The following is a 25,592-nucleotide window of genomic DNA, read 5'->3' on the forward strand; positions in this document are numbered from 1 at the left end:
ACCCAGTATTCATGCGGGTTACAGAGACAACACCCCTTCACGACACCCCTTCGCTCAGATCGGCAGATCACTCTATGGGAGGTGAACCGTCAGACTCCCATAAGTAATAGATGGGAAGTGAGCATGTTTTTTTTGAACCGTGTCGCGGAGCGGATATGAGCGGTGCTCTGGTCGCTTTGGAATTTAGTCACCCAAGAGCCAACGGAACGCATTTCAGGAGGATAAAGACCTTGGGATTGGCATGGCAGATGAGAAGCTGTATTCAGTGCAAATTTTAAGCCCAGAAGGAGCAAGACATGGACTCGATTGAGCTACTGGTTTATGCGGTCATCGGCGTGGTCGGCACGCTGGGAGTGGCTGCGGTGATTGGCTACAAGGTCGCAGATCATCTCGATAAGAAGCATCACACCGACTGATTTTGCAGCACATCGGCAGATGCGCATGGTGGTGGCTTGGGATTCGCCAGTGCTCGGGTAACGTTCAGGCATGTGCCAAGTCCAGCAGGTTCACGTCATGAGCAAAGTTAAGTGCCAGTGCTGCAAGAAGATGATGGTTCCAAAGGTGGTCACTAGCGTGCCGTTCTACATCAATGGAATACCCGTGGGCGGCCGTGACCCGGAGTCGTCCGTATGCCCCTTCTGTCTGTCGCAGAAGTGGATGCTCACCGAACATCAGGCTCTGGCTGCCGGCAAGGCCAATGCTGAGTACCACGGCATCATGGTACTTGCCTTGGTGAATATCGTTGCGTTCGCCCGTTTAGGCGAACTGGCGGGCGGTATGACGCTTGCGGTGTCTGTCGCGAGCTTTCTCCTGCGCGCCAGAATTATCAGGGTATTGCTACGGCACCTGGGCCGTTAGACGAGCCAGTACATTCCAGGCGACCGGAATGCTACCCAGGCGGCGAATACAGCCTGGTTAGAATTCGTAAAGGATGTCACTGCTCGACAGTGCGCAAAACTGCGTCGCTATTTGGTCACTTCATCGCGAGTTTAAGCGCTGTGGTGGTACTGAACCCTGCATGGGGAGCGGTTGCCCGAATGCCCTGGCCAGCGCCAAGCAGTTCACCAACGCGCTGATGTAGCCCCTTTTCAGGCGGGCCTTTTTAAACACCGGAAAATTTTGCTCCCCTAAGGGAAAGGTTGGCCGTTCGAACCGGCCCTGGGACACCATATAAATCATGGCTATGGCGCCTATTCGTTGTCAGCTCGGTTTTCTTGTGACAGCAGGCTGACAGCAAAACATCAGACTGAGGTCTCGTTAGGTACATCCAACGAGGCCTTTTTGGTCGCCATGAGATCTCGTTTTCTCATTTCGCTTCTGAAGCTCTTCCTGCGACTCAGGCGGCATTTCCCAAATGCTGGCAATGTGCTTCAATCCGTCCCTTCTAATAAGCGGCTTAGCGGCAGACACTCGTCGGCCCGTCGAATAAACCAGGGAAGGCTACATGAGTGAAGTAAGGGAAGTAGTAATTCGTAGCGAGTCGGACGCACTGGCGGTTTTGGAGCAGGCGTTGGCTGGAGTCTTGTCTGATGAAGATTCTTACCTGATTAAATTCGACGGCTGGCCACTTTTTGAGCTAGACGTAGAAGGGGGGCGTTATCACAGCACTGTGACGACCCCGCTCATGAAAGGGCTTCTGGAATACCAGCAGGTCATAAATCGTATCTTCGCTGATAACGTGTACTCTAAGGGCGCACGCGCGCTGACGGAGGAGGATAGATCAGCCCTTGAGCTAACCTTCAGCGTCGCGGAGGGTTCTAGCGACATCCAGGCCTATTTGCAGGAAACCTTCAACAAACTGGGTGAGAAAATGATCGATAAAATGACCGGTGGTCAGATTGTCATTACGGTAGTGGGTCTTGCCTTGGTCGCCGCGCTGTATTTTGGTCATGCCAACCAGCAAAGCACCGAATTGGCCATTGCTGCTGAGTCCAATCGCAGCAGTCTAGAGACCCGGCTAATTGAAAATAATCAGAAGATGGCATCGGCGTTGGCCGATACCAATCAGGCACTGATTACGATCGTGAAAAGCACTCCCGACGCCACGAAGGTTACCGCTGGCAATGCGGTTTTTGAGCGTGATCAGATTGTTCAGCTAAGCCAAAGAGAGCGAGAAGTTACTACTCCCACTCGGATTGACGGAAACTACTATGTCACTTCAATCAAGAGTGCTGGCGACAAGTGGCGCTTAGATGTTGTGAAGGTGGGAAGTGAAGATCCGATCAAGGTGGATCTCTTCAAGGGTCAACACGCAGCCGGCGGAATTAACGAAATTATGTCGTCATTTATCGGAGAGACCCCGATCTTTTTGCATGCTCTGGCCCGCGTGAAAGACGGCAAAGTGATTACTGCAAGCATCCTGGGAACGACTGCCACAGGCTTGCCGCCAGCAACTGAATTTTACGCACTGCACGGTCAGGTTGATTCAGGTTTTACGCCAGATTCAGATTGACCTTACAGTGTTTTCTGTTCATCCCGAATACGCATTACGGTGGTTGTGGAGCAATCAGCGTGTCGTGCGGTAGCTCGGATTCCTAGGCCGGCGGCCAGAAGCTCTCGTACACGCTTATGCAGATCGGCGTCCACTGGTCTGCCCTGGTACTTGCCGGCCGCCTTTGCTTTCTCGATGCCCTGTGCCTGGCGCTCGCGCCTCTGCTCGTAATCCTTGCGGGCGATGGCTGCCATCATTTCCACCAGCATTGAGTTGATCGCTCCCAGCATCCGCCCGGTGAACTCGTCACCCTTGGTGTTCTGCATTCCCTGGTGGCTGGTCGGCAGGTCGAGCGCAACGATGCGAAGCCCTTTGGAATCGATCGCAGCCTTTAGCTTTTGCCAGTCTTCCACTGGGAGGCGGGAGAGGCGGTCTATCGACTCCACCAGCAACACGTCACCCTTACGAGCATCCTTGAGCAGGCGCAGCAGCTCAGGCCGGTCGGCGGTGGCGCCGCTGGCGCTCTCCAAGTACACGCTTGCAATGACCTTGTTATGGTCGCTGGCGAACTGCTCGAGCGAGGCCCGGGCACGGCCGGCGTCTTGTTCGACGGTGGAGGCTCGGAGGTATGCACGGATGAACATGATAGGTGCCTGTATCATTTAGGACGTTCTACTAATGCTGTTGCACTATGGGTGTTACTCATCAAGCGGAAAGTCCGAAAAAGGCAAAATAAGCCTGTATCTGGATAGGCATACCTAAAAAATCGCCGCAGATTTGCGAAAACCCACGGCGATACAGAGCAGCAGAATTACTTCCCTACGAAGTAGAGTCCCCTGCCCTGATTGAAGATTGCCGCAGGGATCGAGTTTTTCCTCAGCCGCTGGCCAGGGTGGTAGATGTAGATCCACTCAGGCAGGTGTTGCGATGCAAGCTGCATGGCTTCCGAAGTCGTCATGTCGTTCTTGTAGGCATCAAGCGTGAACTGGTTGTCACGGATGAAGATCGGCCCGTAGCTGAGCGGCGATCTCAGAAAGCTCGGCGATTTAGAAACCTCATCACTGTATGGAATCGGCCGCTCCGTGTAGCTATCTGCCAAGGATGCATAGCCGCGGGCATGACCATCAGGATATTTACCTGTCTGCATTGGCAGCTTCGATAGGCCATTGGCAAAAACCTTCTTACGAGCGTCTTCGACCTTACGCAATGCAAGAGCAGATGCCGCGTCCGGCGAGCTTGCCTGGTCAGCGGGCACCCACGCGACAACCTGAGTTGTGCGCGCCGGATCGCTCGACCCACCCAATAGCATCAAACCCAAGCCAATTCCCGCTGCTGCGCCGCCACTCAGACCTGTAGGTGGAGATGCAGAGCCAACCGCGCTTAATCCAGCATCCCCAAGCACTGCCCCAGAGCCGCCAACAGGGCTAGCTCCATCAACTCCCCCCGACAGCTCGATCGGAACGTCCCGCTGCCCGGAAATCCCCATGGCGGTCAGAACATGCATAGCATCCGACCATTTTTCTCTCGGCACATCCTTTGGCTCAGGAAGCTGCACAGTCCTAGCTCCCTGAGTGCCAGAACACCCAACCAGAAGAGCTACTGTCGCTGCCAGCAAACCGATTCGGACCGTAGTTGATTTGTTACCCATGGCGCCACTCCCTGTTTTGATTGCCACAGCTTACGAAGGCTTTCAGGAAACCCAATGGCATAAGGCGGTGAGCTCTGCAGGCTTGGGATTTCCAGACCTTGGCATAGCGTGTCATGCAACCTCATACATGCGGAGTAGCACCATGGAATTTCGCCACTTAGGGAATGGACAGACGTTCCCACCTGTAGCACCGAACGGCCGGATTTACGCCGTACCTGTCGCCCAGGAAAACCAAGTAGAAATTTTCTGCCTGACATCTGAAGGCATTGTTGGAAGCGGCGTTACGGCCAGGTGGGCTGAGATCACGGGCTTCTATTACGATGACGAGTCTTGGGAAATCATCCTGCGCAATTACATCGGGAGGGGAATGCGTTTCCGCCGGGGTGTGCCCTGTGGAATCGTCGAAGACGGTTGCGAAACACTCAAAACAAATATCCAAGGGTTCGCAATTCCAGTTTGCGTAATGAGCCGCATCTCATTCGAACAGAAAAAGCTGCATCAGACCTGAGATTGCCCTTGGGTTTTACAAAGCAATCAGCAATCTGATTCGCGTCACACCGCGCAGCCTCATCCCCCCTGGTAGGGAATTACCAGGCTTTCAATTTCCGTCGCTTTTGTTGCGTGAAAGCGGAACACACGCGTGGCGGCTGCCCGTAGGGTGTACCCACACAGTCAATGGGACTCGGAAATGATCCACAACAAATTTAGCCAGGGCACGCACAAGCGGTACACCTCCAAGAAGTCGGACTACAGCGCTTTCCCGCTAAGTCGGCCCCGACGCCTAGATTCAGCGATCTGCGTACAGTCACAAACCTTGGTCAGCCAGGAATAACGACACATGCGCTACGTGACCGTCAGGAAATTCGCCAGTGAATCTGGTTACTCCGAAGACGCTATCCGCTCGAAGCTTCGCGACGGGATTTGGCGGCTGGGAGAAATATGGATCAAGGCCCCAGATGGCCGAGTTTTAATTGATGTTGAGGGATATGAATCATGGGTAGAGATGGGAGGGGAGTCCGGGCAATCTCCGACTCGAGCATTGAAATCACGTTCATGTACCGCGGGGTTAGGTGCCGCGAGCGGTTCCCGCTCAAGCCTAGCGCGACTAATTTAAAGCGCGCAGAGCGCTACAAGCACGCTATTGAGCATGATATCGCTACAGGTATCTTTGATTATTCAGCAACTTTTCCGAATTCTCGACGTGCAACCAAGTTCGCGCCTGAGTCTAGCCAAGAGACGCTGGCTGGGTTCCTGACCAAATGGCTGTCCAGGAAGAAGCAGCATGTGTCTAGCAGCACATTCGAGGGATACCGGAAGATCGTAGAGCTGCGGATTGTGCCTGCACTAGGTCCTACTCTATTAGTCGATCTGAAGCGCAAGGCGGTCAGAGACTGGCTCAACACGCTGGAGGTATCTAACAAGACACTGAGCAACATTCAGAGCTGTCTGCGCTCGGCATTGAATGATGCCGTGGACGATGTGGAGCTCATCGATACCAACCCACTGGCCGGGTGGACTTTCTCGCGCAAGGATCAGGTGAAGGAAGACGATGTCGACCCCTTCAGCCCAGAGGAACAACGCGCCATCCTGGCCGCGCTCGATGGCCAGGCGAAGAACCTAGTGCAATTCGCATTTTGGACAGGTATGCGCACCAGCGAAATGGTCGGTTTGAACTGGGAGGACATTGATTGGGTACGTGGCGAGGCTTACGTCACTAGGGCGATGACTCAGGCCGCAAAAGGTAAAGCCGAAGTGACTAAGTCAAGATCTGGCAAGCGCCCCATCAAGCTATTGGCGCCAGCCATGGAAGCATTGATTGCGCAGAAGGCCTATACCTTCCTGGCAGACAACGAGGTGTTCCAGAATCCTCGCACGCAGGAGCGATGGAAAGGTGATCAGCCGATCCGGAAAACCATGTGGGCTCATGCAGTGAAGAAGGCAGGCGTTCGGTACCGTCGCCCCTACCAGACACGACACACCTATGCGTCGATGATGCTATCCGCCGGTGAGCATCCGATGTGGGTGGCAAAACAGATGGGACATACCGACTGGACGATGATTGCCCGTGTGTATGGCAGATGGATGCCCTCAACGACAGACTCAGCGGGTGATAAGGCAGTTCAAAAATTCTCGGGACGAGGTACGCTTGAGACGGGAATCTTCCCAACGGCTAGAGGCGAAATGCCATAGCTAAGGTATAGTGCGCGGCCTGACGTATGGAAGGGACGCCCATGAGCCATCGCGTAGTAGAGCTACATTGCATTATGCCGATCGAGAATCTTCCGTCTGTTTTGCAGCATGGAATTCTGTGTCATGACCGGGCAGAAAAAATTCCTCACAAATCGGTTGCTCTGCAGGAAATACAAGACCGTAGGGTAGATAAAACTGTCCCTAACGGTCTGCGCTTGCACCAGTACGCCAACCTATACTTTAACGCGCGAAACCCGATGATGTACCGAAGGAAGGACGTTCATCAGGACCTGTGTGTGATTCGTATCAGTCTGGATGTGCTGACGCGTCCGAACGCTGTCGTCAGTGATCAGAATGCGGCCTCCGACTGGGTACGCTTTCACTCTTACCCAGTCGGAATGGGCAAAATCCATTTCGATTATGTTTTTGCCGACTGGTGGCACGATGAAGACCTGGCTACCGGTTACCGAAAAAAAGCAGTCAAATGCGCTGAGGCCCTTATCCCTGACGCAGTGGCACCGGGCTACATAACTGGCTTTTACGCATGCGACACCCAAACGAAGCAGAAGGTTGAGCGTGTGTTAGCAGGATTGAACTGGCAGGTACCCGTGACGTCGAACCCTCATCTTTTCTTCAGGTGAACAGCGTGATTAAAGTTCTTATAGGTGACATGTTTCAGAGTGAAGCGCAAACGCTGGTGAACACTGTGAACTGTGTCGGCGTGATGGGTAAAGGTGTTGCGCTAGAGTTCAAAAAGCGCTGGCCTGGCCTCATGCTAGACTATGAGAAAAGATGCGCCCAAAAGCTAGTTGAGCCCGGTGTTCCATATATATATACCGACATTCTCGGAACATCGATTGTCAACTTCCCTACAAAGGGGCATTGGAGATCGGCGTCAAGATTATCCGACATCGAGAAGGGACTAGACATTTTTCTCGAACACTATAAAGCATGGAACATCACGTCAGTCGCATTCCCACCACTTGGCTGTGGAAATGGCGGACTGGAGTGGGAGCTAGTGGGGCCAATAATGTATAAAGCGCTATCTAAAATAGACATTCCAGTTGAAATGTTCGCTCCTTTCGGGACGCCAGCTAGTCAGCTCACTGCTGACTTCCTTAGCCCTCAACAGCCGCGACTCTTCGGCGAAAGCGAACACAAAGGAACGAAAAATCAAAAACTTAATCCCAACTGGGTTGTGCTTTTGGAAGTTCTTTATCAGCTTGAATCGCAACCTTACGCCGCCAAAGTCGGACGTACTATTTTTCAAAAAATATGTCACGCAGTGACAGCGCTCGGAGTTGACACAGAACTCGAATTCAAAAAAGCCAGCTACGGACCATTTTCAGAACAAGTACAAAGACTTCTTGGAACCTTGGCAAACGCGAACCTCATTATCGAAGCTCAGCTTGGCAGAATGAACGCGTTGAAAACGGGACCTGAATACTCTAACGTGCGTGAAAAATTCAAAGACGTCTTAGCCTCAAATGACAGTAAAATATCCAAGACTGTAGACTTATTCAGCCGAATCAAGAACACAGAACAGGCCGAAGAGGTTGCTACGGTATTTTACGCTGTGAGCAAATTGAAAGAAGATCAAAATCTCACAACTGTACCTGAGCGCGAAGTGTTTGATTTCGTGCTAGCCTGGAAAAAAACTTGGGACAATGAAGCCAAGCGTGAAGCGATTGCTTCGGCAATTCGTAACTTGGCCCTCTTAGGCTGGATACGCGTCAGTTTGAGCGAATGCCTGCCTTTGAGCGAAGAGTATGAAGCCACGTCCTGCTGATTTATAGCTTCATGGGTACCCGGCAAGAGGCAACAGGATGGATGCCTAATGACAGCTTAATGCCAGCACTTCACCTGAACGCCGCATGAATAAAGGGATAGACGGGGGTTCAAATCCCCCCGGCCCACCAACTCAACAAAAAAGACGTCCCCAGACGTCTTTTTCCATCCCTAAAACCCAGTTCCCAAAAGAATTTCACAGCTACGATAAACTTTGAAACCGTCCCGCATCCCAGCCGCTTCGTTATCCCAAGCGCCCCCCCACCCCAACCTGCCACCCCCCGCCCCGCAACATGTTTCACCGCCTATACGAAACAAAATAATCGGCTGGATGCTTTGCAATTATTCCGTAGCTGGAATTGATAACGTCGCCCTCAACCCCCCTTCTGCCCGGTTTGCCAGTTCGATACGTCCGTTCAAACGCGTGGCGATGGTGTTGACGATGGTTAGCCCTAACCCGGCTCCTTGTGCCGTGCCACGGCTGTAGAAACGCTCAAACAATCGCTCTCTACATGACTCGTCAATTCCCGGCCCTTGGTCGTCGACGGTCAAATGACAGAAGCCATCCGCCTGGCTCAGTTGCACAGTGATTGCGCCGTGTTCGGGAGAGAAATTGGCTGCGTTGGTGATCAGGTTGTTCAGCGCTATGTCGATGGCGGCGGGGTTGGCGAATACGTGAAAGGGCTGGTCGCTGACGTCGAATATCAGTTCAAGGTTTTTGCTCAATAACCACGGTGACAGTTGCACGAGGCTGTTGCGCACGGTTTCGCTGAGGTCGATGCGCTGTAGCGGTGGCGGATTGGATTTGGGTTCCAGTCGCGCCATGGTCAGTAACTGGTTGACCAGTCGGCTGGTGCGATCAACGCCTGAGATAAGGAATTCCAGCGATTCTCGACGCTCCTGTTCTGTGCCTGCCTCCAGCAGGTTTTGCGCGTGTACTCGCAGCACGGCGAGTGGTGTACGCATTTCGTGGGCTGCGTCGGCGATGAAGCGTCGTTCGCGGCCAAGCACTTCTTGAATCTGCGCGAGCATGCGGTTGAGCGCCGCTTGCATGGGCTCAAGTTCGCTGGGCAACGGTGCCAGTTGCAATGGCTCCAGTGAACCGCTGTGGCGGGCACGCAGGGTCTCGGCCATGTTTGCCAAGGGCTTTAAGCCCCAGCCTATAGCGAGCCAGACCATCGCCGCGAGCAGTAAACTGCCGACGATGTTCGGCCAGAGCGTATGACGCACGATGCGGTCGACCAGATCCGCGCGCACATCCTCGCGCTCGCCAACCCAGATGCGCATGCCGTTTTGTGGGTCTTCAAGGAGGAAGGCGCGCCAATGTCGATGGTTCAAATCCACCACATCACTGAAACCCGGTTGCGTCGGCGGTGAACTGAAGGCGGGTGCGCTGGCGGTGTGCACCAACACCTCCCCGCCGGGGCTCCACACCTGAAAAGCAATTTTTCGTTCGTATGGATGACCATCGCCGCGCGGCACCGCTTCGCCCAGTGCGGTATTGAAGGCCCGGTACAGTTCGGCGTGCTGCTTGCTCGCCATTGGCATGCGCATCACGCCTTGCAATAAGCGCGCGTTCTGCGCCAGTTGAGCATCGTAAACCTCGGCGATTTCATGATTGCTATCGTGCAGGTTAAAGACGCTCAGCACCGCCAGACCGGCCAGCAGCAAACCAATGATCAGCGTTAATGTACGGCGGCGGATCGAAGTCATCAGCGCTCCTCCACCAGATAGCCCACACCTCGAATGGTACGGATCAGCTCAGTAGAGAACTTTTTGCGCAGGTGATAGATGTGCACTTCCAGAGTGTTACTTTCCGCTTCTTCATTCCAGCCATAGAGCAGTTGAATCAGTTGGTCTCGAGTCATCACCCGGCCCGGAGGTGAGAGCAGTTCATGCAGCAACTGATACTCCTTGGGCGTCAGTGCTACGGGATGGCCCTGGTAGCTGACCTGCTGGGTGCCGGGGTTGAGGATGATGCCGGCATGTTCGATCAGCGCTTGCGCGCGTCCGGCACTGCGCCGCAATAACGCTCGCAATCGCGCCTTGAGTTCGGCCAGGTCGAACGGTTTGATCAGGTAGTCGTCGGCACCGGCATCCAGGCCCGCGATGCGATCTTCGGTTGCATCGCGGGCGGTGAGAATCAACACCGGCAGGTTCGAGCCGCTGTCGCGCAGGCGCCGCAGTACTTCGAGACCGTCCATGCGTGGCAAACCGAGATCCAGCACAGCAACATCGAACGTTTCGCTGAGCAGGGCATGCAGCGCGCTGCTGCCGTCCTTGAGCCAATCGACGGTGTAGCCTTCGCGCCCCAGCGCTTGATGAATGCCTTCACCTAGCGCCACATCATCCTCAATCAGTAATAAACGCACGCGGACTCCTGTCAGTCGAGTTTCTTGTTGACGTCCACCAGCAGAGTGGCGATCTCTTTGCGACGTCCCGCATCTGCCGTTTCACGGCCGGGACGCGGTGCCGCTTGCAGGGCTTTTTGCAGCGCTGCCTTAGCTTCAGCGTAGTGTTTCTGACGGTAGAGGTGATCGCCCCAGAAGTACAGGCTGTCGATGCCATCGGGGTTGAGTTGCAGCGCCTGCTTGAGCAGTTGTTCAGCTTTGTCGCTGTCGCCGAAACCGATGGGCCAGCCGGGCACACGATCATACAGCGCTGCCAGGCTGGTATAGGCCGAGCCTTGCAGAGCCTTGGGGTCGAGGGTCAGGGACTTCTCCAGGTCGGCCTTGGCTTCCTTGGCTTTGCCCAGTGCTCCGAGCCCTCCTTGGGCACCGGCCCAACTGCTGGTGACGATGCCTTTCCAGATCCAGGCTTCGGCCACCAATGGACGCTGCGCAGTGAACGACTGGGTTTCGCTAGACAACTGCTCGAACGCGGCGGCGCGCTGTTTTTCCGCCACTTCATATTGGATATGCGCCCAGCTTTGTTGAATGCTGCTCAGGCGTTGCTGGTCGGCAGCCTCCAGCGCCCAGACGCTTTGGCTGAGGGTTGCGATCAACAGGCACGCGAAGATTTTTTTCATGGTTTGAGGGTCTCGTTGTCAGTTTTTTCGCTAAAGCGCCGGATCAGGGGCAACTGCTTTCGCAAACCTCGATCGACCAGATGCGGCAGTAGATGGTTGAGGCGCACAAAGAAGCGTTCGGGCCAGCCCAGATACAGATCACGGCGGTCACCGGCAATTGCGTGCATCACCGCCGCGGCCACGGTTTGCGGATCATCGACGTTGGCCTTGAGCGCATCGTTGAGGGCTTGCGCCGCCGCGCTGTTCATCGACGTGCGGGTGGCCCGCGGTGCGACGTAGAGCACGCTGACCCGGGTGTCGGCCAGCTCTCGGCGCAACGCTTCGGAAAACCCGCGCAGGGCAAACTTGGTCGCGCAATAGCTGGCATAACCGGCATAGCCGATCGAGCCATAGGTCGAGCCGACGTTGACTACCATGGCGCTGTCGGCTTGCTTGAGTAACGGCAGCAGTAGCTTGGTCAGGCAGATCGGCGCGCTGATGTTCACCGCCAGCATCGTATTGATGTCACTGTCGTCGAGCTGTTCGAGCATGGCGAAGTGATTCACCCCGGCGGCGTTGATCAACAGATTGACTCCACCAACCGCTTCGGCGGCAGCGAGTACTTTGCGTCGGTCGCTGAGAAACGTCAGGTCAGCCGCGACCCAGCACAGGGTGTCGGGGTAGCGTTTGAGCAGCGCAGCCAAGGCTTCCTGATGCCGCGCCACGGCCAATACTCGCGCACCCGCGGCGCACAGGGCTTCAGCGATAGCCATGCCGATACCGCCACTGGCACCGGTCAACACCACGCGCGCGTTACGCAGCTGCATGTTCAGCCTCCGCGCCACGCGGCAGGCCACGAAACATGTCGGTGTACAGTCGGTACACGACTTTTGATGCATGAATCACTGCCGCTTGATCCAGAGGATCGTCCAACTGGTTCATCAGGCGGCGGTAGGTTTGCATGTGTTCGATGTCGAGCGAACCGTGAGAACTCAGGTAACTGAAGGCGGTTTCCGGCAACGACAGATGCTCCCGAATGCTCCCTGCCGCGTGTGTGGCCAGGGCAATGCTGGTGCCTTCGAGCACATTGACCATGCCGAACAGCCCCACCGGGTTGCCTCGGGCGATCAAGTCATAAAGGTAGCTCACCATCAGCTCAATCGGCAGCGAGGGTTGGCCATCATGCACGGCCTTGCGATCACCTCCGCAGGCTGCAATGTCGTTGAGCACCCACTGTTCATGGCCGTATTCGTCTTCGATGTACTCGCACACCGCTTTGCGCAGCCATTCCAGACGTGTCGGTAAACGTGCGCCGCACGCCATCATCAACGGCACGGTGTGGCGCACGTGATAGTAGGCCTGTGCGAGAAAAGCCTGATAGCTGTCGAGGCTGACCTTACCGTGCAGCGCATCGAGGATGATCGGCAGGTTAAACAGCTCGTGGCGTTCATGCTGTGTGGCTTCTTGCAGGGTGTCGAAAAAACTCATGATGCGGATTCCTCCCGGACAACGGATTCGGTCAATTGGGCGTGGTACTGCGCGACGATGGCGTCGCGGCGTGGGCGGCCATTGGCGGTTAGAAAGCCATTGGCTGCGGTGAAGGGGTGCGGCAGGCGCGTCCACTGATGCACCTGGGCGTAATCGGGCAACGCCTCGTTGGCTTCGGCGACAGCAGCGGCTAGTTCGGCATCGGTGCAATCCGGGCGATGCGGCCAGAGCAAGGCGTGATTGCGCGGCATAGACTCGCCGTAAACGAACGCCTGGGCGATGTGGCGGCGCTGGGTCAGCTCGGACTCGACCCATTCCGGATTGACGTTGCGCCCGTAACTGGTGACGAACTGATGCTTCTTGCGGCCCTTGAGATAAAGAAAACCCTGCGGGTCGAACTCGCCCAGGTCGCCGCTCGGCCACCACTCATCGGCGTACGGTGCCTCCCCTAGATAACCGAGCAGCATCGAGCCCTTGATCAGCACTTCACCGTCCTCTGCCAACCGCACTTCGACATGGGGCAGTGGCCGACCGACGCTGCCGGGGCGGTGCGCGCCGGGGCGATTGAGGCACACCACCGAGGCGCATTCAGACAAACCGTAACCTTCAAAAACCGGTAAGCCGACCTGTTGTGCACGGTGCAGCAAGTCTTCGGACACACGTGCACCACCGACCGCTGCAAAACGCAGGGTTTGCGGGGCAAAGGCTTGCTGTTCGGCGGCGCTGACCAGCATCAATAACAGCTGTGGCACCAGAATAAGGCTCTGCGGTGCACGCTCGGCGAGATAACCCAGCAGGTGCGGGACATCGACGCCACTGGCGCCCTGGATGCCGAGGGTTTTCTGGCTCGGCAAACTGAGCATTGCACCGGCATACAGCGCGGCATAACAGCCCAGGTTCTCCAATAGAATGGCCAATGGCAGCAGTGCCAGGTGATGTTGCGGGCTGGTGGTTTCGCTCGCCTGATCCAACTCACGTGCGACCCGTAACAGGCTGTCGGCACTCAGGCAAACACCTTTCGGCGTGCCGGTGGTGCCAGACGTGAAGGTCAGCTTGGCGGTGCCCATCGGTATGCGTCTTTGGCCACTGAAGGCGCGGCACCAGAACTCGCCGCGTTGCTCATAGCCGGCAGCGCGCAGTTCGGGCTCCAGCTCCGGTTCGGCAATCACGCGTTCGGCCTGACTCTGCTCCAGACAATGGGCGCGTTGTGCCGCGCTGAAAAACGGCGGCAGCGTTACGCAGGTCAACCCTTCGAACAATACCGCCAGATCCCAGAGCATTGCGTCGACGCCGTTGTCCAGCGCCAGGGCGACGACTTGCACCTGCTCATCGCGCAGGCGCTCCTGGCGATACAGCACTTCTGCATACAGGGTGGCGTAATCGAGCTTCAGCGTATCGCCCCACAGCGCGGTCGCGTTGTCATTGCGCCGGGCATGTTCGCGCAAGGTTTCCTGAAAGCGTTGCAGTTCAAGCGACATGGCAGGCTCCTTCAATCGGGATCGGCAAACCCAGGCGACTGAACAGGCCGATATTGCGCAGGTGGACGAACCCGGCGCGGATGTCGCCGACGTGCACCCAGGGTTTGCTCTCGTAATAACTGCCCCAATGTTGACGCTCGTCACCCAGTCGATCCGGATCAGCGGCGCACAATGTCACCGGTTTCAGGCCGAGACGACGGAAGCTGTTGACCAGCCCGATGTTGCCGGTGAACGTCACCCATTCCAGGCCACCCATGGCCAGTAGATAGGTGATGGCGATGATGCTCAGGCGCGCGCTGCCGGTATCGCTGGCCGCCAGGTTGCCAACCTCGACAATGGCATTTCGGTCTACCGAGTGATCAGCCGCAGCGCTGATCAATGGCTCGATCGGTTCGTCCAGATACCGCTCCAGAAACAGCGGCTCAAGGTGCGCGCGACGCACGCCGGCCACTGCGCACAACTGGCCTTCACTGTTGTGCATACCGAACAGCTCGGGCATGAAGTGGCGGATGTCGGCGCCGTGGGCCTTGCGGAAACGCTGCTGGATAAAGGCTTCGAACTTCGCTCGCAAAGCGTCGTCCGGCAACGCACCCGTCAGGGTCAACGGCGGCGTTTCAGCTTGGCCGAAATGCAACGGCAGGGGTATGTTCCAGTCAAAATCGGGCATGGGCCGAACGCCTCCCTCAATGGGTTTGAGCGAAGTATCCAAGCCATTTCTTAACGAAGTCTGAAGGTGAAAGAAGGTCAACCTGAGAGTCGATCTTCAGACTCTCTTAAGACAGCACGAGCAGGGTGACGTGGCCGGTTCAAGGCAACCGGATCGACCGTCCATCACAATAATCAAGAGGCGCTTTTTATGACCCGCGACACCGTCGTCACCCGATATGGAAAGCTTTCAATAACCCTGCACTGGCTGATGCTGGCGCTGTTCATCGGCGTTTATGCCTGTGTCGAAATCAAGGGTTATCTGCCCAAAGGCAGCGAAGCGCGGGGTTTGCTCATGGGGTTTCACGGCCTGTTTGGTACAAGCATTTTCGCCCTGGTCTGGGTTCGCCTGCTCGGGCGCCTGAGCCCACGGCCACCGATCACCCCAAAACCACCGGCCTGGCAGACCGCTCTCGCGCATCTGACACACCTTGCGCTCTACGGGCTGATGATCGCCACGCCTATTCTCGCCTGGCTGATGCTCGCCGCTGGCGACAAACCGTTCCCGTACTTCGGCTTTCACGTGCCGGCACCGGTAGCCGTCGACCCGGACTTCGCCAAACAGCTCAAGTACTGGCATGAGCTGATCGGCACTGCGGGCTATTGGTTGATTGGTTTGCATGCGGCAGCGGGGCTGTTTCATCACTATTGGATGAAGGACAACACGCTGGAAAGGATGTTGATTGAGCGAAAGTCATGACGAACCGCCGCGAGGTGCCTGATCGCACACGGCTGTGCCTATTCAGATTACCCCGGTGCCCCGCCCAGGTTTCTGCCTTGTCAGCCCGCGGCGATATTGCTAGTGTCGATGCATGACTACCTCTTGCCTCACCTCGACAACGACCACCACGACCGCATCAAGCGGAGCGTGCGAGGTGTCGTGAGCCAATAGCCAACGAACTTCAAAGGCCCGCCAGCGATGGACAGGGCCTTTTTTTATGCCCTTGTGTCGCTGGTTCAAACGCAAGGAGATGCACCTATGTACGCCCTGTTGATACTGGATATCCAAGTCGGACTCATCCACGGCCCGGAAAAACCCTGGCGCTGCGACGATCTGTTGGAGACGTTGAATGCCCTGATGGACAAGGCTCGCAGTGCAGGCGCACCGATTTTTCTCGCTCGCCACATCGGCCCCGTTGGCTCGCCAATCGAACCAGGCAGCCCGCTTACACTGATTGCAGAGGAACTGAAGTTGCAGGGTGAAGAAGTGGTGTTCGAAAAGCGCCGGCCTAACGCTTTTGCAATGACTGACCTGGCTGACCATCTGCGCTCCAGCGGCGCCACCGGCGTGGTAGTTACCGGGATGAAAACGCAATACTGCGTCGACAGCACCTGCCGTGCCGCGCGCGATCTTGGCTTCGATGCGGTGCTTATCGCCGACGGTCATACCTGTTCTGACACGCCCTTGATGAAAGCCGAGGCCATCGTGGCTCATCACAATGCCACGCTCAACGGGCCGTTCTGCCAGTTGGTTCAGGCTGAGGACTGGAGCTTTTAACAGAGCCTGACGACGGGGAGGTCAACAGGGCCGGGCTTCGGAACTTTCCTGCAAGATGCCGCGCTGTCGGTGAGCTGGCACACCCCAACCAACAAGCCTAGCCTTCCCCTGTCGCTGCAAAATCAGCGACCGGGTTTAGCAGCTCGGTTGATATCAAGGCCTGCAAAGCCACCATCCGTTCGAGCGATGCTTTCAGCATCCGCTGGTTCGTATCATGGCGGCTGTGCGTGGGGCACTTTCGGGTGCGCCGGGCTCCTTGATTCCTGGTCTGCTAACCCGCGTACGGTCGCCACCCTATAAAAAGGGCGAGAAGCCTCAACGCCCACCTCGCCCGCTGGCATCCCCTCATACTTCCCATTACCCTGACGGCCTTTATCAGACAATCGGAAGTCAGATACCCGTGCTCAAGCCTTTCGCCGTCATCGCCCTCGCCTTCATCCCTTCATTCGCCACCGCTGCCGAGCTGGATGGGGTCTGGCAAGGCACCTTGGGCAAGTCCGCTATCACCGTCTGTTTCAACGGCGCCGACGGGGAGCATGGCAGTTATTACTACCAGCGCATCCGTACCCCGATTCAACTGACCCAGGCCAACGACAACGCCCCTTGGGTAGAGGAAGGAAACACCGGTTTCTGGGCCCTGCAAAAACCTCAGGGCGATACGCTTTCTGGTGCCTGGAGCAAAACCGATGGCGGCACGCCGCTGCCACTGGCTTTACGCCGCATTGGCACGGACGGCTGCGGCAGCGATGCCTATAACGCGCCCATGGAAGCCGCGCCGCTGCCGATCAAGACCGAGAAGAAGACTTTCCACAACCACACCTACCAACTCAAGACCCAAGGCCCCCGCGTCACGCTCAAGCTGGAGGGAGACAGCCCGGCGGTGCAGAAGATCAACCAGCAACTCGCCGCTCTGGCCGTCAATGACGAAGATCTAACCGACTATTTTTATGAACGGCGTGAATACCTGGGTCGAAACGGCTCGGTCTATACCAGTGAGATCGAGGTTGAGCCCGCCTATTGGTCATCGCAATTTCTCACCGTGCGGTTCTACCGCTGGGCCGCAGGCCAAGGCGCCATGGGCATCAGTTGGGGCCTGCACTCCTGGAACCTGCAAACCGGTGAATCGGTTGACCCATGGACCTGGCTCGGCGGCCATCAGCAATGGTATGACGCCTATTCCGGCCACTTGAAGCTGCCGGCCGCCTTCAGTACCTGGCTGGCCAAGCAAACCACCACCGACGAGGGCTGCCCCGCGATTACCGATTACTCCAACTTTCACCTCAGCTTCAACACCCAGGGCCTGCAACTCTCGACACCTGCCAATGGTGACGGCTGCGACAACGACTTGGCCTTCACCTGGGAGCAGTTGGAGCCGGTGCTGACCGCACAAGGCAAAGCGGCAGTGCCCAGCTTGAAACTGCCTTGATCCGCCGGAGAAAAACCCCACGGCCGTTCACCAAAGGTTAAGAATCGCGCTCGTATACTCTCTGACTGCCCATGACCGGTCGCCCGATCGGTCTCATGCCCCGGTAGCCAGATTCCATGACGCGTCCCGCTCCCCTGCTGCTCCTGCTTGCTGGTCTGTTGTTCTTCTTCGCCCTTGGCAACCACGAGCTGCAAGGCTCCACCGAAGCCCGGGTGTCCGGGATTGCCATGGCGATGCACCTGGACAATGACTGGGTGGTGCCGCGCCTGTTTCGCGAACCCTTCCTGGAAAAACCGCCCCTGAGCCTGTGGCTGGATGCCGGTGCGATTCGCTTGTTCGGCCCCAGCACCGGGGCGGTGCGTCTGGCGTCGGCGTTTGCCGGGTTGTTCAGCGTGATGCTGTTGTGCGGGATGCTGCGTCGCTTCGGGCGGCCGCAGACGCTGGCGTTCAGTGCTGCGCTGATCCTGGCGACCATGGCCAGTTACTGGGGCAATGTGCGGGGGGTGGGTGAGGATTCGTTGCTCAGCCTTGGTGTGACCATGGCATTGCTGGGGTTCTACCAGGCTGTGCGGCCCGAGCGCGATGGCTCCAGTGTGTGGGCGTGGGCGTTGTTTACCGCTGGCATGGTCATCGCCACGCTGAGCAAGGGGGTGTTGGGCCTGGCGCTGCCGGGGATCGTGATCTTTGTGTACCTGCTCAGTACCAGTCTGATGGATAAACGCCTGCGCATCGGCGACTGGCTCAAGCCGGCACTGTTCACGCTGCTGGCCTTGGTGCCGTTGCTGATCTGGCTGGGGTTTCTGTTTCAGCGCGGTGGGATGCAGGCGGTGGGCGAGGTGTTGTGGACCAATAGCGTCGGGCGCTTCAGCGGTTCGTTCGTCGAAGCTGGGCATTACGAGCCGTTCTACTATTACCTCGCGAAACTGCCCGAAGCCTTTCTGCCCTGGAATATCCTGGTGTACCTGGGCCTGTGGCATTTCCGTAAAAGCCTGGTGCGCAACCGCTATCGTCTGTTTTTCAGCGTGTGGCTGGTGGCGCAGTTCACCCTGCTGACCCTGGCTTCCAGCAAACGCACGGTGTATTTGATGGCGCTGACGCCAGCCGCGGCGGTGTTGGCCGCCGAATATGCGCGGGTGCTGCTGGAGTGGGCCAAAGACCGCAAGCCGGCGCTGTACCGCTACCACCGCCAGATCATCGGCGGGGTTTTCACCCTGGCCATCGCCTGCTACCTGAGCGCAGCGTTCTGGTTTGCACCAAAAGCCGATGTGCGCCAATCATTCGTGCCGGTGATCAGCCAGGTCCAGACCCTGCAAGACGAAGGCCGAACGGTGGCGATGTTTCAGCCCAACGAGCGGATCGCCGGCGCCAGCGTGTTCTACCTGCAAGCCTACCTGCCGATCCTCAAGACCGAACCCGAGTTGCGCGCCTTCCTCACCGCCAAGCCCGGTAACGTTGCGCTGACGGACCACACCGACCGACTGAAAGAGCCGGTCACGGTGATCAAGCAAATGGCGATCAACCGCCAGCCTTACTACTTCGTCGAGCAGTAAGGCCGGCGCGGGGCATCAGTGCTTGGTGAGCTTGTCCAGGTAGCCCATGGCAAACGCCGAGACCACGAAGGTCATGTGGATGATCACGTACCACATCAGGTGTTGCGGATCGACGTTCTTGGCGTCCATGAAGATGCGCAGCAGGTGGATGGAGGAAATCGCCACGATGGAAGCCGCCACTTTCATCTTCAGCGACGAAGAGTCCATGGTGCCCAGCCAGTTGAGCTTTTCCTTGTTTTCATCGATATCCAGCTGCGAGACGAAGTTCTCGTAGCCGGAAATCATCACCATCACCAGCAAGCCGCCAACCAGGGCCATGTCGATCAACGACAGCAGCAACAGGATCACTTCCGCTTCCAACATGGTGAAGATGTTGGGAATCACGTGAATGATTTCCTGGAAGAATTTCAGCGCCAGTATCAGCAAGCCCAGGGACAGCCCCAGGTAGATCGGCGCCAGCAGCCAACGCGAGGCGTACATCGTATTTTCGATAAAGCGTTCCATTGAATCTCACACAGCTTGGCTAAAAATGGCGCCGAGTATACCAGCCGCCACCCGGCCCCTGTCACCGCGAGAAAACTGACCCAAGTGGCATCTGTAAGAGAATTTTTCTGCTAGTGTCGAGGCCATTAACTCGGCTCGATGATGTCGGACAGGAAAACTCAGATGATGGATGTGCGATCCCCTTTGGCCACTCTCGGCCTGTGTGCGGCGTTGCTGATGGCCAGCGGCTGCTCCCCCAAAGAAGAGCAGAAGCAGGCGACCCTCGAAGAGAAAACCGCGAAGTTCGAACAGTCCCTGGACACCATCCAGGACCCCAAGCTGCGCGATGCCATCGCGGATCTGGGCGGCTCGCTGCTGTTGCTGGAGCGTGCGCGCCTCAAGCTCGCCACCAAGCCCATCGAGGCCGAGTACGGCGAAGACACCCTGGCCTTGCTCAAGCACTACCCCACGCCCCAGGCACTGGTGGATACCTATATCAATGGCCTGTTCGTGCTGCGCAAAAGCTCTCATTCGGACTATCTGACGGATTTACAACCGGTCTTCCCGTTCAATTTCAACGCCCCTGACCAGTTCCCCTTCCCCCATGGCCTGGAATGGCAGTCGGTGACCCTGAGCAACAACAAAGTCATTCCCTTTCAGCCGGAATGGTCGGAAACCGACCCGGGCATCCAGCTGAGCCCCAGCAGCTCCAACCTCACCAACCCCGATGACCTGACGGTGACCTACCCGTTTATCGAAGGCATCGAGACGGAAAACAAAAGCCAGCCGCAGCCCGTCAGCCTCAAGGGCGCGGTTGAAGTGATCACGCCGGGCAAAGTGCTGACCTTCGACCTGAGCAAAAAGGACGTGGGCCATAAACGCACCGAGGGCAACATCACCCTCAATCTGCTGTTGCTGGAAAAGAACTACGCCGAGATCGAACTGACCAACAGCGCCCCCCTGGCCGCAGACGTGGGCGACGAATCACCGAACCCTTTGCTGGTGCAAGCGCGGGACACTACCGGGCAATTTCTGACCCGTTCGGGCTCAATCAACGAGAGTGCCGCGCAAGTGGCGTTCTACGAGAAGCAACTGGCTGAAATGCACAAGCAAAAAGCCTGGTCCGACGCCTTCGAGAAACAGCTCACCGATGAGCAAAAAGCCTTCGAACACAAGCAAACCAGCCATTACGCCAAGGTGTATTTCAACGGGCTGATCGACAACCTGCAGGTCAATGTCCTGGATTTCTCCCAGGCCACGGTTACCCACAAAGACCTGGATCTGCCCGTATTACGCTTCGACAGGAACAGCCTGCAAACCACGGTGCAGGCCCTGCCGATGCCGGTCACGGTGTATGACGACGACGCCGCCAGCTGGCTCAAAGATGCCTCGATGACCGAGGACCAACTCAAAAGCAGCGTGACCATCAGCCAATCGACCGACGACGCCAGCGCCGCGAAAATCGTGTTTGACCACCCTTTCACCTTCAACGACGACCTGGTCGGCGCCGAGCGTAACAACAGTGATGCGCCTATCACCTTCTTCACCGCCGATGACAAGGGCGAGCGCGGCGAGCCCATCGAACTGCCGACCGAGGCTTTCGAGCTGAACGCAGTAAACGGCACACTGACTTACGACCTTAATCTGTTCCCGGAGACCCCGGCGTTTGTGGTGGGCTCGGTGCCGCTGTTCCTGGCAACTATCGAGAAAGCCGTGATTGATGTCGCCAAGCTGCCCAAGGGCCTGTCGCTGAAGGACAACGCGCTGATCGTCGATCAAAAGGACTTCCCCTCCGACAGCTGGCGCTTCTACGCCAAGGACGCCAGCGGCAATTACCTCAAGGAAATCCTCAATGTCAGCCACCGCGCCGAGGAGTACGGCACCGCGCTGTTCGACGTGCATTACTTCTACGGCCAGCCGACTACGCTGGAGAGTTACCAGCGCACCGACCTGAGCACCGTGCAGTACGGCTTCGAGGTCAAGCTGGACAAACCAGAGAGCAAATAGCCGGCGCTAAAGGGCCAACTGCTCCTGGCCGCCATTGAGTTGGCGCAGATGGGCTTGCAGGTGCAGGCACCAGATCTGCGGCTCGTCCATTTGCTCGTAGCCATGCAAGGTCAGGCTATCAACGATGGTGCCCAGCATTCTTTCGGCCACGAAGGGCCCATGGAACGGGCCCTGGGATTTGATGGTGGAAGGCTGCTCGCCCGACATCCCGGCGGCAAACAATAGCGTCCACATGCCGTTATCCCCGGCGAGGGGGCGAATGGAGCATTCGATACGGGTGACCAGGCCCAAGCACTGGCGGGTAAGGCAAAGGTTGCGCAACATGGCGGCGCCCCTCGGTAGATCGGTGTTCAGCCCCAGCGCAAGGCGAGGCTGTTTCTATCCTGCGACTCCTGTGGATATCCCTGACTCTGAGAATAGAAGAAAAACACCACAAACCAAGGTTGTAGGGACCAACGGGCGTCGGTCCCCGAGAATGGAGTCAATTTTGTGGCACGCTAAACGTCCCTAAAGACATCACGGACCAGTGTGGGAGCTGGCTTGCCTGCGATGACGGACTCATAGCCAACCTCCCAGTTGGCTGATACACCGCTATCGCAGGCAAGCCAGCTCCCACCTTAACCGAGTGATGACAGCAATCAGCTTGGCTTGGCTTCTGCCAACGCCTGCTGCGCCAGCTCTTTCTCCGCCTCCTTCAGATCTTCTTCGCTGATCATCTCGGCAATCGCCCGCAAACGCTCCACCACCCGCGCATTCACGGTGCCTTCCGGAAATTGCCCCTCGGCGTCCGGCTCACCGGCATCCTCGCCCACCAACAGGCTCAGCGCCTCATCGGCCTGGCGTACCGCATAGATGTGGAATTGCCCGGCGCGCACGGCCTGCAGCACCTTCTCGTCGAGCATCAACGTCGCGACGTTGGCCTGAGGGATGATCGCACCCTGCTCACCGGTCAGCCCGCGTGCTTCGCAAAGGCGGAAGAAACCTTCGATCTTCTCGTTGACCCCGCCCACCGCCTGCACTTCACCAAACTGGTTGATCGAGCCGGTGATGGCAAAGCACTGCTTGAGTGGCGTCTTCGACAAGGCCGAAATCAAGGTGCACGCCTCGCCCAGGGACGCACTGTCGCCGTCCACATAACCGTAGGACTGCTCCAGGGCGATACTCGCAGAGATCGCCAGCGGGAATTCCTGGGCATAACGGCTGCCCAGGTAACCGGTGAGGATCATCACGCCCTTGGAGTGAATCGGCTGGCCGAGGTTGACTTCACGCTCGATGTCGACAATGCCGCTGCCCCCTGGGTACACCGTGGCGGAAATCCGCGCCGGTACGCCGAATGCCGAGTCGCCGACCTCCAGCACCGTCAACCCGTTGCACTTGCCCACAGCGGCGCCGGCGGTGTCAATCAGGATGACGCCGGCGAGCATGTCGTCGAGAATCCGCGCCGACACGCGGCCGGTACGCGTGGCCTTGGCCTTGAGGGCGCGCTCGATATGCCCGGCATCGGTCATTTCGTCGCCGGCCAGGTGGCGAATGAAGTCCGCCTCGCTGACCAACTGGAACAGGTCGCCAATACGCGCCGACAAGCGGCCCTGATGTTCGGCCAGGCGTGCGCTGTAAGTCGCCAGGCGCGCGACCGCATCCGAGGTCAGCGGCGCCATGCCTTCTTCCGAAGTACGAGTTTTGAGCAACTGGGCGAACTGCTCCAGGCTCTCGTCGACCATCGGGATGTCTTCGTCGAAGTCCACCAGTACGCGGAACATCTCCTGGAAGTCCGGGTCGGCGTCTTGCAGCGCGTAATACAACTGGCGCGAGCCGATGATGATCACCTTGACCTGCAACGGGATCATTTGCGGGTTGAGGGTCACGGTGGCCAGGCGGCCCAGTTCGCCCAGGGGCGACTCCATCTTCAGCTTGCGCGATTGCAGGGAACGCTTGAGGGCATCCCATACAAACGGCTCGCTGAGCATTTTTTCGGCTTCCAGAATCAGGAAGCCGCCATTGGCGCGGTGCAAGGCGCCCGGACGCAGCTGGCGATAGGTGGTGTAAAGCGCGCCCTGGTCGGTGCTGTATTCGATACGGCCGAACAGGTTGTCGTAGGTCGGGTGCGGTTCAAACACCACTGGCGCACCACCGTTGACCGGGTGACCCACCACCAGGCTCGGGCAGTACTGCTCTTCAAGCAGCTTGCGCGCCTGGGCGTCGGTCTTGGCGTCGTCCACCAGTTGCTCGACCACGGTTTTAAGCAGGTACACCTGCATCGCTTGCAGGTAGCCGCAAACGCCGGCGTTTTCTGCATACTTTTCCGACAACGGTGCCAGCAACGGCTGCAGGGCCAGGGTGATGGTTTCTTCGTTGAACTGGCGCAGCTGGTTGTTGGACTCGCGCTTCCACTGCGGCAGGCTGGCCAACTCTTCGTTGAGGCGCTCTTCCAGCTCGGAAATATCGTTATGGAAACGCTCGCGATCGGCTTCCGGCAATTGCGAAAACTCGGCTTCGTCCAGCGCCTTGCCGTCGAGCATCGGCGTAAAGGCGATGTTGGAGCTGTCGCGGTACAGCGCCACGTCTTTTTCCAGCGCCAGGCGTTCGATCACATCCAGCGCCTTGTCGTAGCGCTGGTTGAAGGCCCGGTCGATGGCGCTTTTGCGCTGTTGATAAGTGGGGTGTTCAAACACTGCCGGGAAGGTGGCCACCAGGTTGTCGACCAACCCGTTGATATCGGCGATAAACGCCGCAGCGCCGCCCCCCGGCAATTCCAGGGCGCGGGGCTCGCGTGGCTCATCGAAATTATTCACATAGACCCAGTCCGCCGGGGTCTGCAGGCGTTTACCTTCGGCTTTGAGGTAGCGTTTGACGAACGAAAAGCGGCCGGTGCCGGGCTCGCCCATCACAAACACGTTGTAACCGGGGCGTGGCATGGCCACGCCGAACTGCAAGGCTTCAACCGCACGTTCCTGGCCAAGCACACCGCGAAAGGGCTCCAAATCATTGGTGGTCGAGAAGCTGAACTGTTCAGCGGAGAAAGGGCGAGTCAGCGCTTCGGGCGCTAGACGCAAGCTGGCAGCAACAGGATCAGGCATCGGGCTTCCTTACATCAGGCGGGGCAGATGGGGGCATTCTGGCTCCGGGTTGAGCGCTCTGGCAAGGCGCGCTTTCGGGAAAGCATAGCCACCGCACGCGTCCTACAAAAAAATCGCCTGAGACTTAATGTTTATAAAAAAACACGGAACCCTAGGAACGTGCCTAAACTCCAAACTGCGCGGGTTGGACTAATAACTGGCCCCTAGGGTGCTGAGAAGCACCTGAACCCTTGTCCATTGGTTTGCACACAAAGAGAACAAAGCTATGAAACGGATCCTTCTTGGTACTCTCTTCACCGTCGTCTCCCTCAATGCAATGGCAGAAGCACCAGGTGGCCCGAACTGCGGTTGGGGCAACATGTTGTTCGAAGGCCAGCGCGGTACTCCGGCTCACTTCCTCGCTTCCACCACCAACGGCACCTCGGGTAACGCCACCTTCGGCATGACCTCGGGCACCAATGGTTGCAGCACCAACAGCGCCCTGACCTACGGCGGCAAGTCCTGGATTGCCATGAATGGCATGATGAACGAGCTGTCCGAAGACATGGCCAAAGGCAACGGCGAAGCACTGACCACCTATGCCGTGGTACTGGGTGTTGCCCCGGAAGATCGCGATCACTTCGCGGCCGTGACCCACGAGCACTTCCAGCAGATCTTCAGCAAGGCTGACGTGACCGCTGACGACGTGCACAACAACACCATTGCTGTACTGAAAAGCGATGCCCGTCTGGCGAAATACGCTACCCAGGCTTAAGCTCGACCCGCCCGCGTCTTTCGAGGCGCGGGTTTTATTTTTTCGACCTGCCCCCCTTGGGT

At 57.6% G+C, this 25,592-nt stretch carries 24 protein-coding genes; 12 read left to right on the forward strand and 12 right to left on the reverse strand.

Features of this window, described 5'->3' with window-relative positions:
* The first annotated feature begins 513 nt into the window (after positions 1-513).
* Entirely contained in the window at positions 514-858 is a 345-nt protein-coding gene (locus E4O98_RS02905) for a hypothetical protein (protein WP_244700653.1), read from the forward strand.
* Positions 859-1,444: 586 nt separating this feature from the next.
* Positions 1,445-2,452: a hypothetical protein gene (locus E4O98_RS02910; protein WP_017133141.1), complete on the forward strand. Its 1,008-nt coding sequence runs from the start codon at positions 1,445-1,447 to the stop codon at positions 2,450-2,452.
* A 2-nt stretch (positions 2,453-2,454) separates the two neighbouring features.
* On the opposite strand, the gene E4O98_RS02915 is transcribed toward E4O98_RS02910, so the two are convergent.
* Complete coding sequence (locus tag E4O98_RS02915; RefSeq protein ID WP_248134098.1) at positions 2,455-3,075, reverse strand: recombinase family protein; 621 nt, start codon at positions 3,073-3,075, stop codon at positions 2,455-2,457.
* Between the two features lie 167 nt (positions 3,076-3,242).
* Positions 3,243-3,986, reverse strand: coding sequence for a hypothetical protein (locus E4O98_RS02920; RefSeq protein WP_248134100.1), 744 nt, complete (start codon positions 3,984-3,986; stop codon positions 3,243-3,245).
* 235 nt (positions 3,987-4,221) lie between these two features.
* Between E4O98_RS02920 and E4O98_RS02925 the strand changes: the two genes are divergently transcribed.
* The 4 genes from E4O98_RS02925 (at position 4,222) to E4O98_RS02940 (ending at position 8,058) form a co-directional block, all read left to right on the forward strand.
* Positions 4,222-4,587, forward strand: a complete 366-nt coding sequence (locus tag E4O98_RS02925; RefSeq protein WP_248134102.1) for a hypothetical protein — start codon at positions 4,222-4,224, stop codon at positions 4,585-4,587.
* Positions 4,588-5,132: 545 nt separating this feature from the next.
* Positions 5,133-6,269, forward strand: a complete 1,137-nt coding sequence (locus E4O98_RS02930) for a tyrosine-type recombinase/integrase (protein WP_248134104.1) — start codon at positions 5,133-5,135, stop codon at positions 6,267-6,269.
* A 41-nt stretch (positions 6,270-6,310) separates the two neighbouring features.
* Positions 6,311-6,910, forward strand: a complete 600-nt coding sequence (locus E4O98_RS02935) for a DUF4433 domain-containing protein (RefSeq protein WP_060783508.1) — start codon at positions 6,311-6,313, stop codon at positions 6,908-6,910.
* 5 nt (positions 6,911-6,915) lie between these two features.
* Positions 6,916-8,058 (forward strand): macro domain-containing protein, encoded by a 1,143-nt coding sequence (locus tag E4O98_RS02940; protein ID WP_248134110.1) that lies wholly within the window; start codon positions 6,916-6,918, stop codon positions 8,056-8,058.
* Positions 8,059-8,399: 341 nt separating this feature from the next.
* Here the strand turns inward: E4O98_RS02940 and E4O98_RS02945 are convergent, their stop codons facing one another.
* Genes E4O98_RS02945 through E4O98_RS02975 form a run of 7 tightly spaced genes read right to left on the reverse strand, consistent with a single transcriptional unit; the run spans position 8,400 to position 14,697 of the window.
* A complete protein-coding gene (locus E4O98_RS02945) occupies positions 8,400-9,770 on the reverse strand; it encodes an ATP-binding protein (protein WP_248134112.1) in 1,371 nt (456 codons plus the stop codon).
* Positions 9,770-10,429, reverse strand: coding sequence for a response regulator (locus tag E4O98_RS02950; RefSeq protein ID WP_078822358.1), 660 nt, complete (start codon positions 10,427-10,429; stop codon positions 9,770-9,772). The genes E4O98_RS02945 and E4O98_RS02950 overlap by 1 nt, the downstream gene beginning before the upstream one ends.
* Before the next feature lie 11 nt (positions 10,430-10,440).
* Positions 10,441-11,085, reverse strand: a complete 645-nt coding sequence (locus tag E4O98_RS02955) for a tetratricopeptide repeat protein (protein ID WP_078822359.1) — start codon at positions 11,083-11,085, stop codon at positions 10,441-10,443.
* Positions 11,082-11,891 (reverse strand): SDR family oxidoreductase, encoded by an 810-nt coding sequence (locus tag E4O98_RS02960; protein ID WP_148854382.1) that lies wholly within the window; start codon positions 11,889-11,891, stop codon positions 11,082-11,084. The genes E4O98_RS02955 and E4O98_RS02960 overlap by 4 nt, the downstream gene beginning before the upstream one ends.
* The gene (locus tag E4O98_RS02965; RefSeq protein ID WP_228308991.1) at positions 11,878-12,552 is read right to left on the reverse strand and encodes an iron-containing redox enzyme family protein; all 675 of its coding nucleotides are present in this window, start codon (positions 12,550-12,552) and stop codon (positions 11,878-11,880) included. Before E4O98_RS02965 ends, E4O98_RS02960 begins: the two co-directional genes overlap by 14 nt.
* The gene (locus E4O98_RS02970) at positions 12,549-14,030 is read right to left on the reverse strand and encodes an AMP-binding protein (protein ID WP_228308992.1); all 1,482 of its coding nucleotides are present in this window, start codon (positions 14,028-14,030) and stop codon (positions 12,549-12,551) included. The genes E4O98_RS02965 and E4O98_RS02970 overlap by 4 nt, the downstream gene beginning before the upstream one ends.
* Complete coding sequence (locus E4O98_RS02975; protein WP_248134114.1) at positions 14,020-14,697, reverse strand: thermostable hemolysin; 678 nt, start codon at positions 14,695-14,697, stop codon at positions 14,020-14,022. Before E4O98_RS02975 ends, E4O98_RS02970 begins: the two co-directional genes overlap by 11 nt.
* A 189-nt stretch (positions 14,698-14,886) precedes the next feature.
* Between E4O98_RS02975 and E4O98_RS02980 the strand changes: the two genes are divergently transcribed.
* From E4O98_RS02980 to E4O98_RS02995, 4 genes are all read left to right on the forward strand, one after another.
* Positions 14,887-15,435 (forward strand): cytochrome b, encoded by a 549-nt coding sequence (locus tag E4O98_RS02980; protein ID WP_248134116.1) that lies wholly within the window; start codon positions 14,887-14,889, stop codon positions 15,433-15,435.
* A gap of 279 nt (positions 15,436-15,714) precedes the next feature.
* Entirely contained in the window at positions 15,715-16,233 is a 519-nt protein-coding gene (locus E4O98_RS02985) for a cysteine hydrolase family protein (RefSeq protein WP_223018228.1), read from the forward strand.
* A 400-nt stretch (positions 16,234-16,633) separates the two neighbouring features.
* On the forward strand, positions 16,634-17,659 hold the full coding sequence (locus E4O98_RS02990; protein ID WP_248134118.1) for a hypothetical protein: 1,026 nt from the start codon (positions 16,634-16,636) through the stop codon (positions 17,657-17,659).
* A gap of 116 nt (positions 17,660-17,775) precedes the next feature.
* Complete coding sequence (locus E4O98_RS02995; RefSeq protein WP_248134120.1) at positions 17,776-19,209, forward strand: glycosyltransferase family 39 protein; 1,434 nt, start codon at positions 17,776-17,778, stop codon at positions 19,207-19,209.
* Between the two features lie 15 nt (positions 19,210-19,224).
* Here the strand turns inward: E4O98_RS02995 and E4O98_RS03000 are convergent, their stop codons facing one another.
* Entirely contained in the window at positions 19,225-19,713 is a 489-nt protein-coding gene (locus tag E4O98_RS03000; RefSeq protein WP_005791582.1) for a TIGR00645 family protein, read from the reverse strand.
* Positions 19,714-19,875: 162 nt separating this feature from the next.
* Here E4O98_RS03000 and E4O98_RS03005 point away from each other — a divergent pair, with 162 nt between their 5' ends.
* Complete coding sequence (locus tag E4O98_RS03005) at positions 19,876-21,699, forward strand: hypothetical protein (RefSeq protein WP_248134121.1); 1,824 nt, start codon at positions 19,876-19,878, stop codon at positions 21,697-21,699.
* Positions 21,700-21,705: 6 nt separating this feature from the next.
* Here E4O98_RS03005 and E4O98_RS03010 read toward each other — a convergent pair whose 3' ends face one another.
* Both E4O98_RS03010 and E4O98_RS03015 read right to left on the reverse strand, forming a co-directional pair.
* A complete protein-coding gene (locus E4O98_RS03010) occupies positions 21,706-22,023 on the reverse strand; it encodes a hypothetical protein (protein WP_248134123.1) in 318 nt (105 codons plus the stop codon).
* Between the two features lie 314 nt (positions 22,024-22,337).
* Positions 22,338-24,776, reverse strand: coding sequence for an ATP-binding protein (locus tag E4O98_RS03015; RefSeq protein WP_032879413.1), 2,439 nt, complete (start codon positions 24,774-24,776; stop codon positions 22,338-22,340).
* 265 nt (positions 24,777-25,041) lie between these two features.
* Between E4O98_RS03015 and E4O98_RS03020 the strand changes: the two genes are divergently transcribed.
* Complete coding sequence (locus tag E4O98_RS03020; protein WP_003194274.1) at positions 25,042-25,530, forward strand: DUF3015 domain-containing protein; 489 nt, start codon at positions 25,042-25,044, stop codon at positions 25,528-25,530.
* Positions 25,531-25,592: the final 62 nt, after the last annotated feature.

Origin of the sequence: Pseudomonas sp. W2Jun17 (genome assembly GCF_023127795.1) — a bacterium.
GTDB classification, from domain to species: Bacteria; Pseudomonadota; Gammaproteobacteria; order Pseudomonadales; family Pseudomonadaceae; genus Aquipseudomonas; species Aquipseudomonas synxantha_A.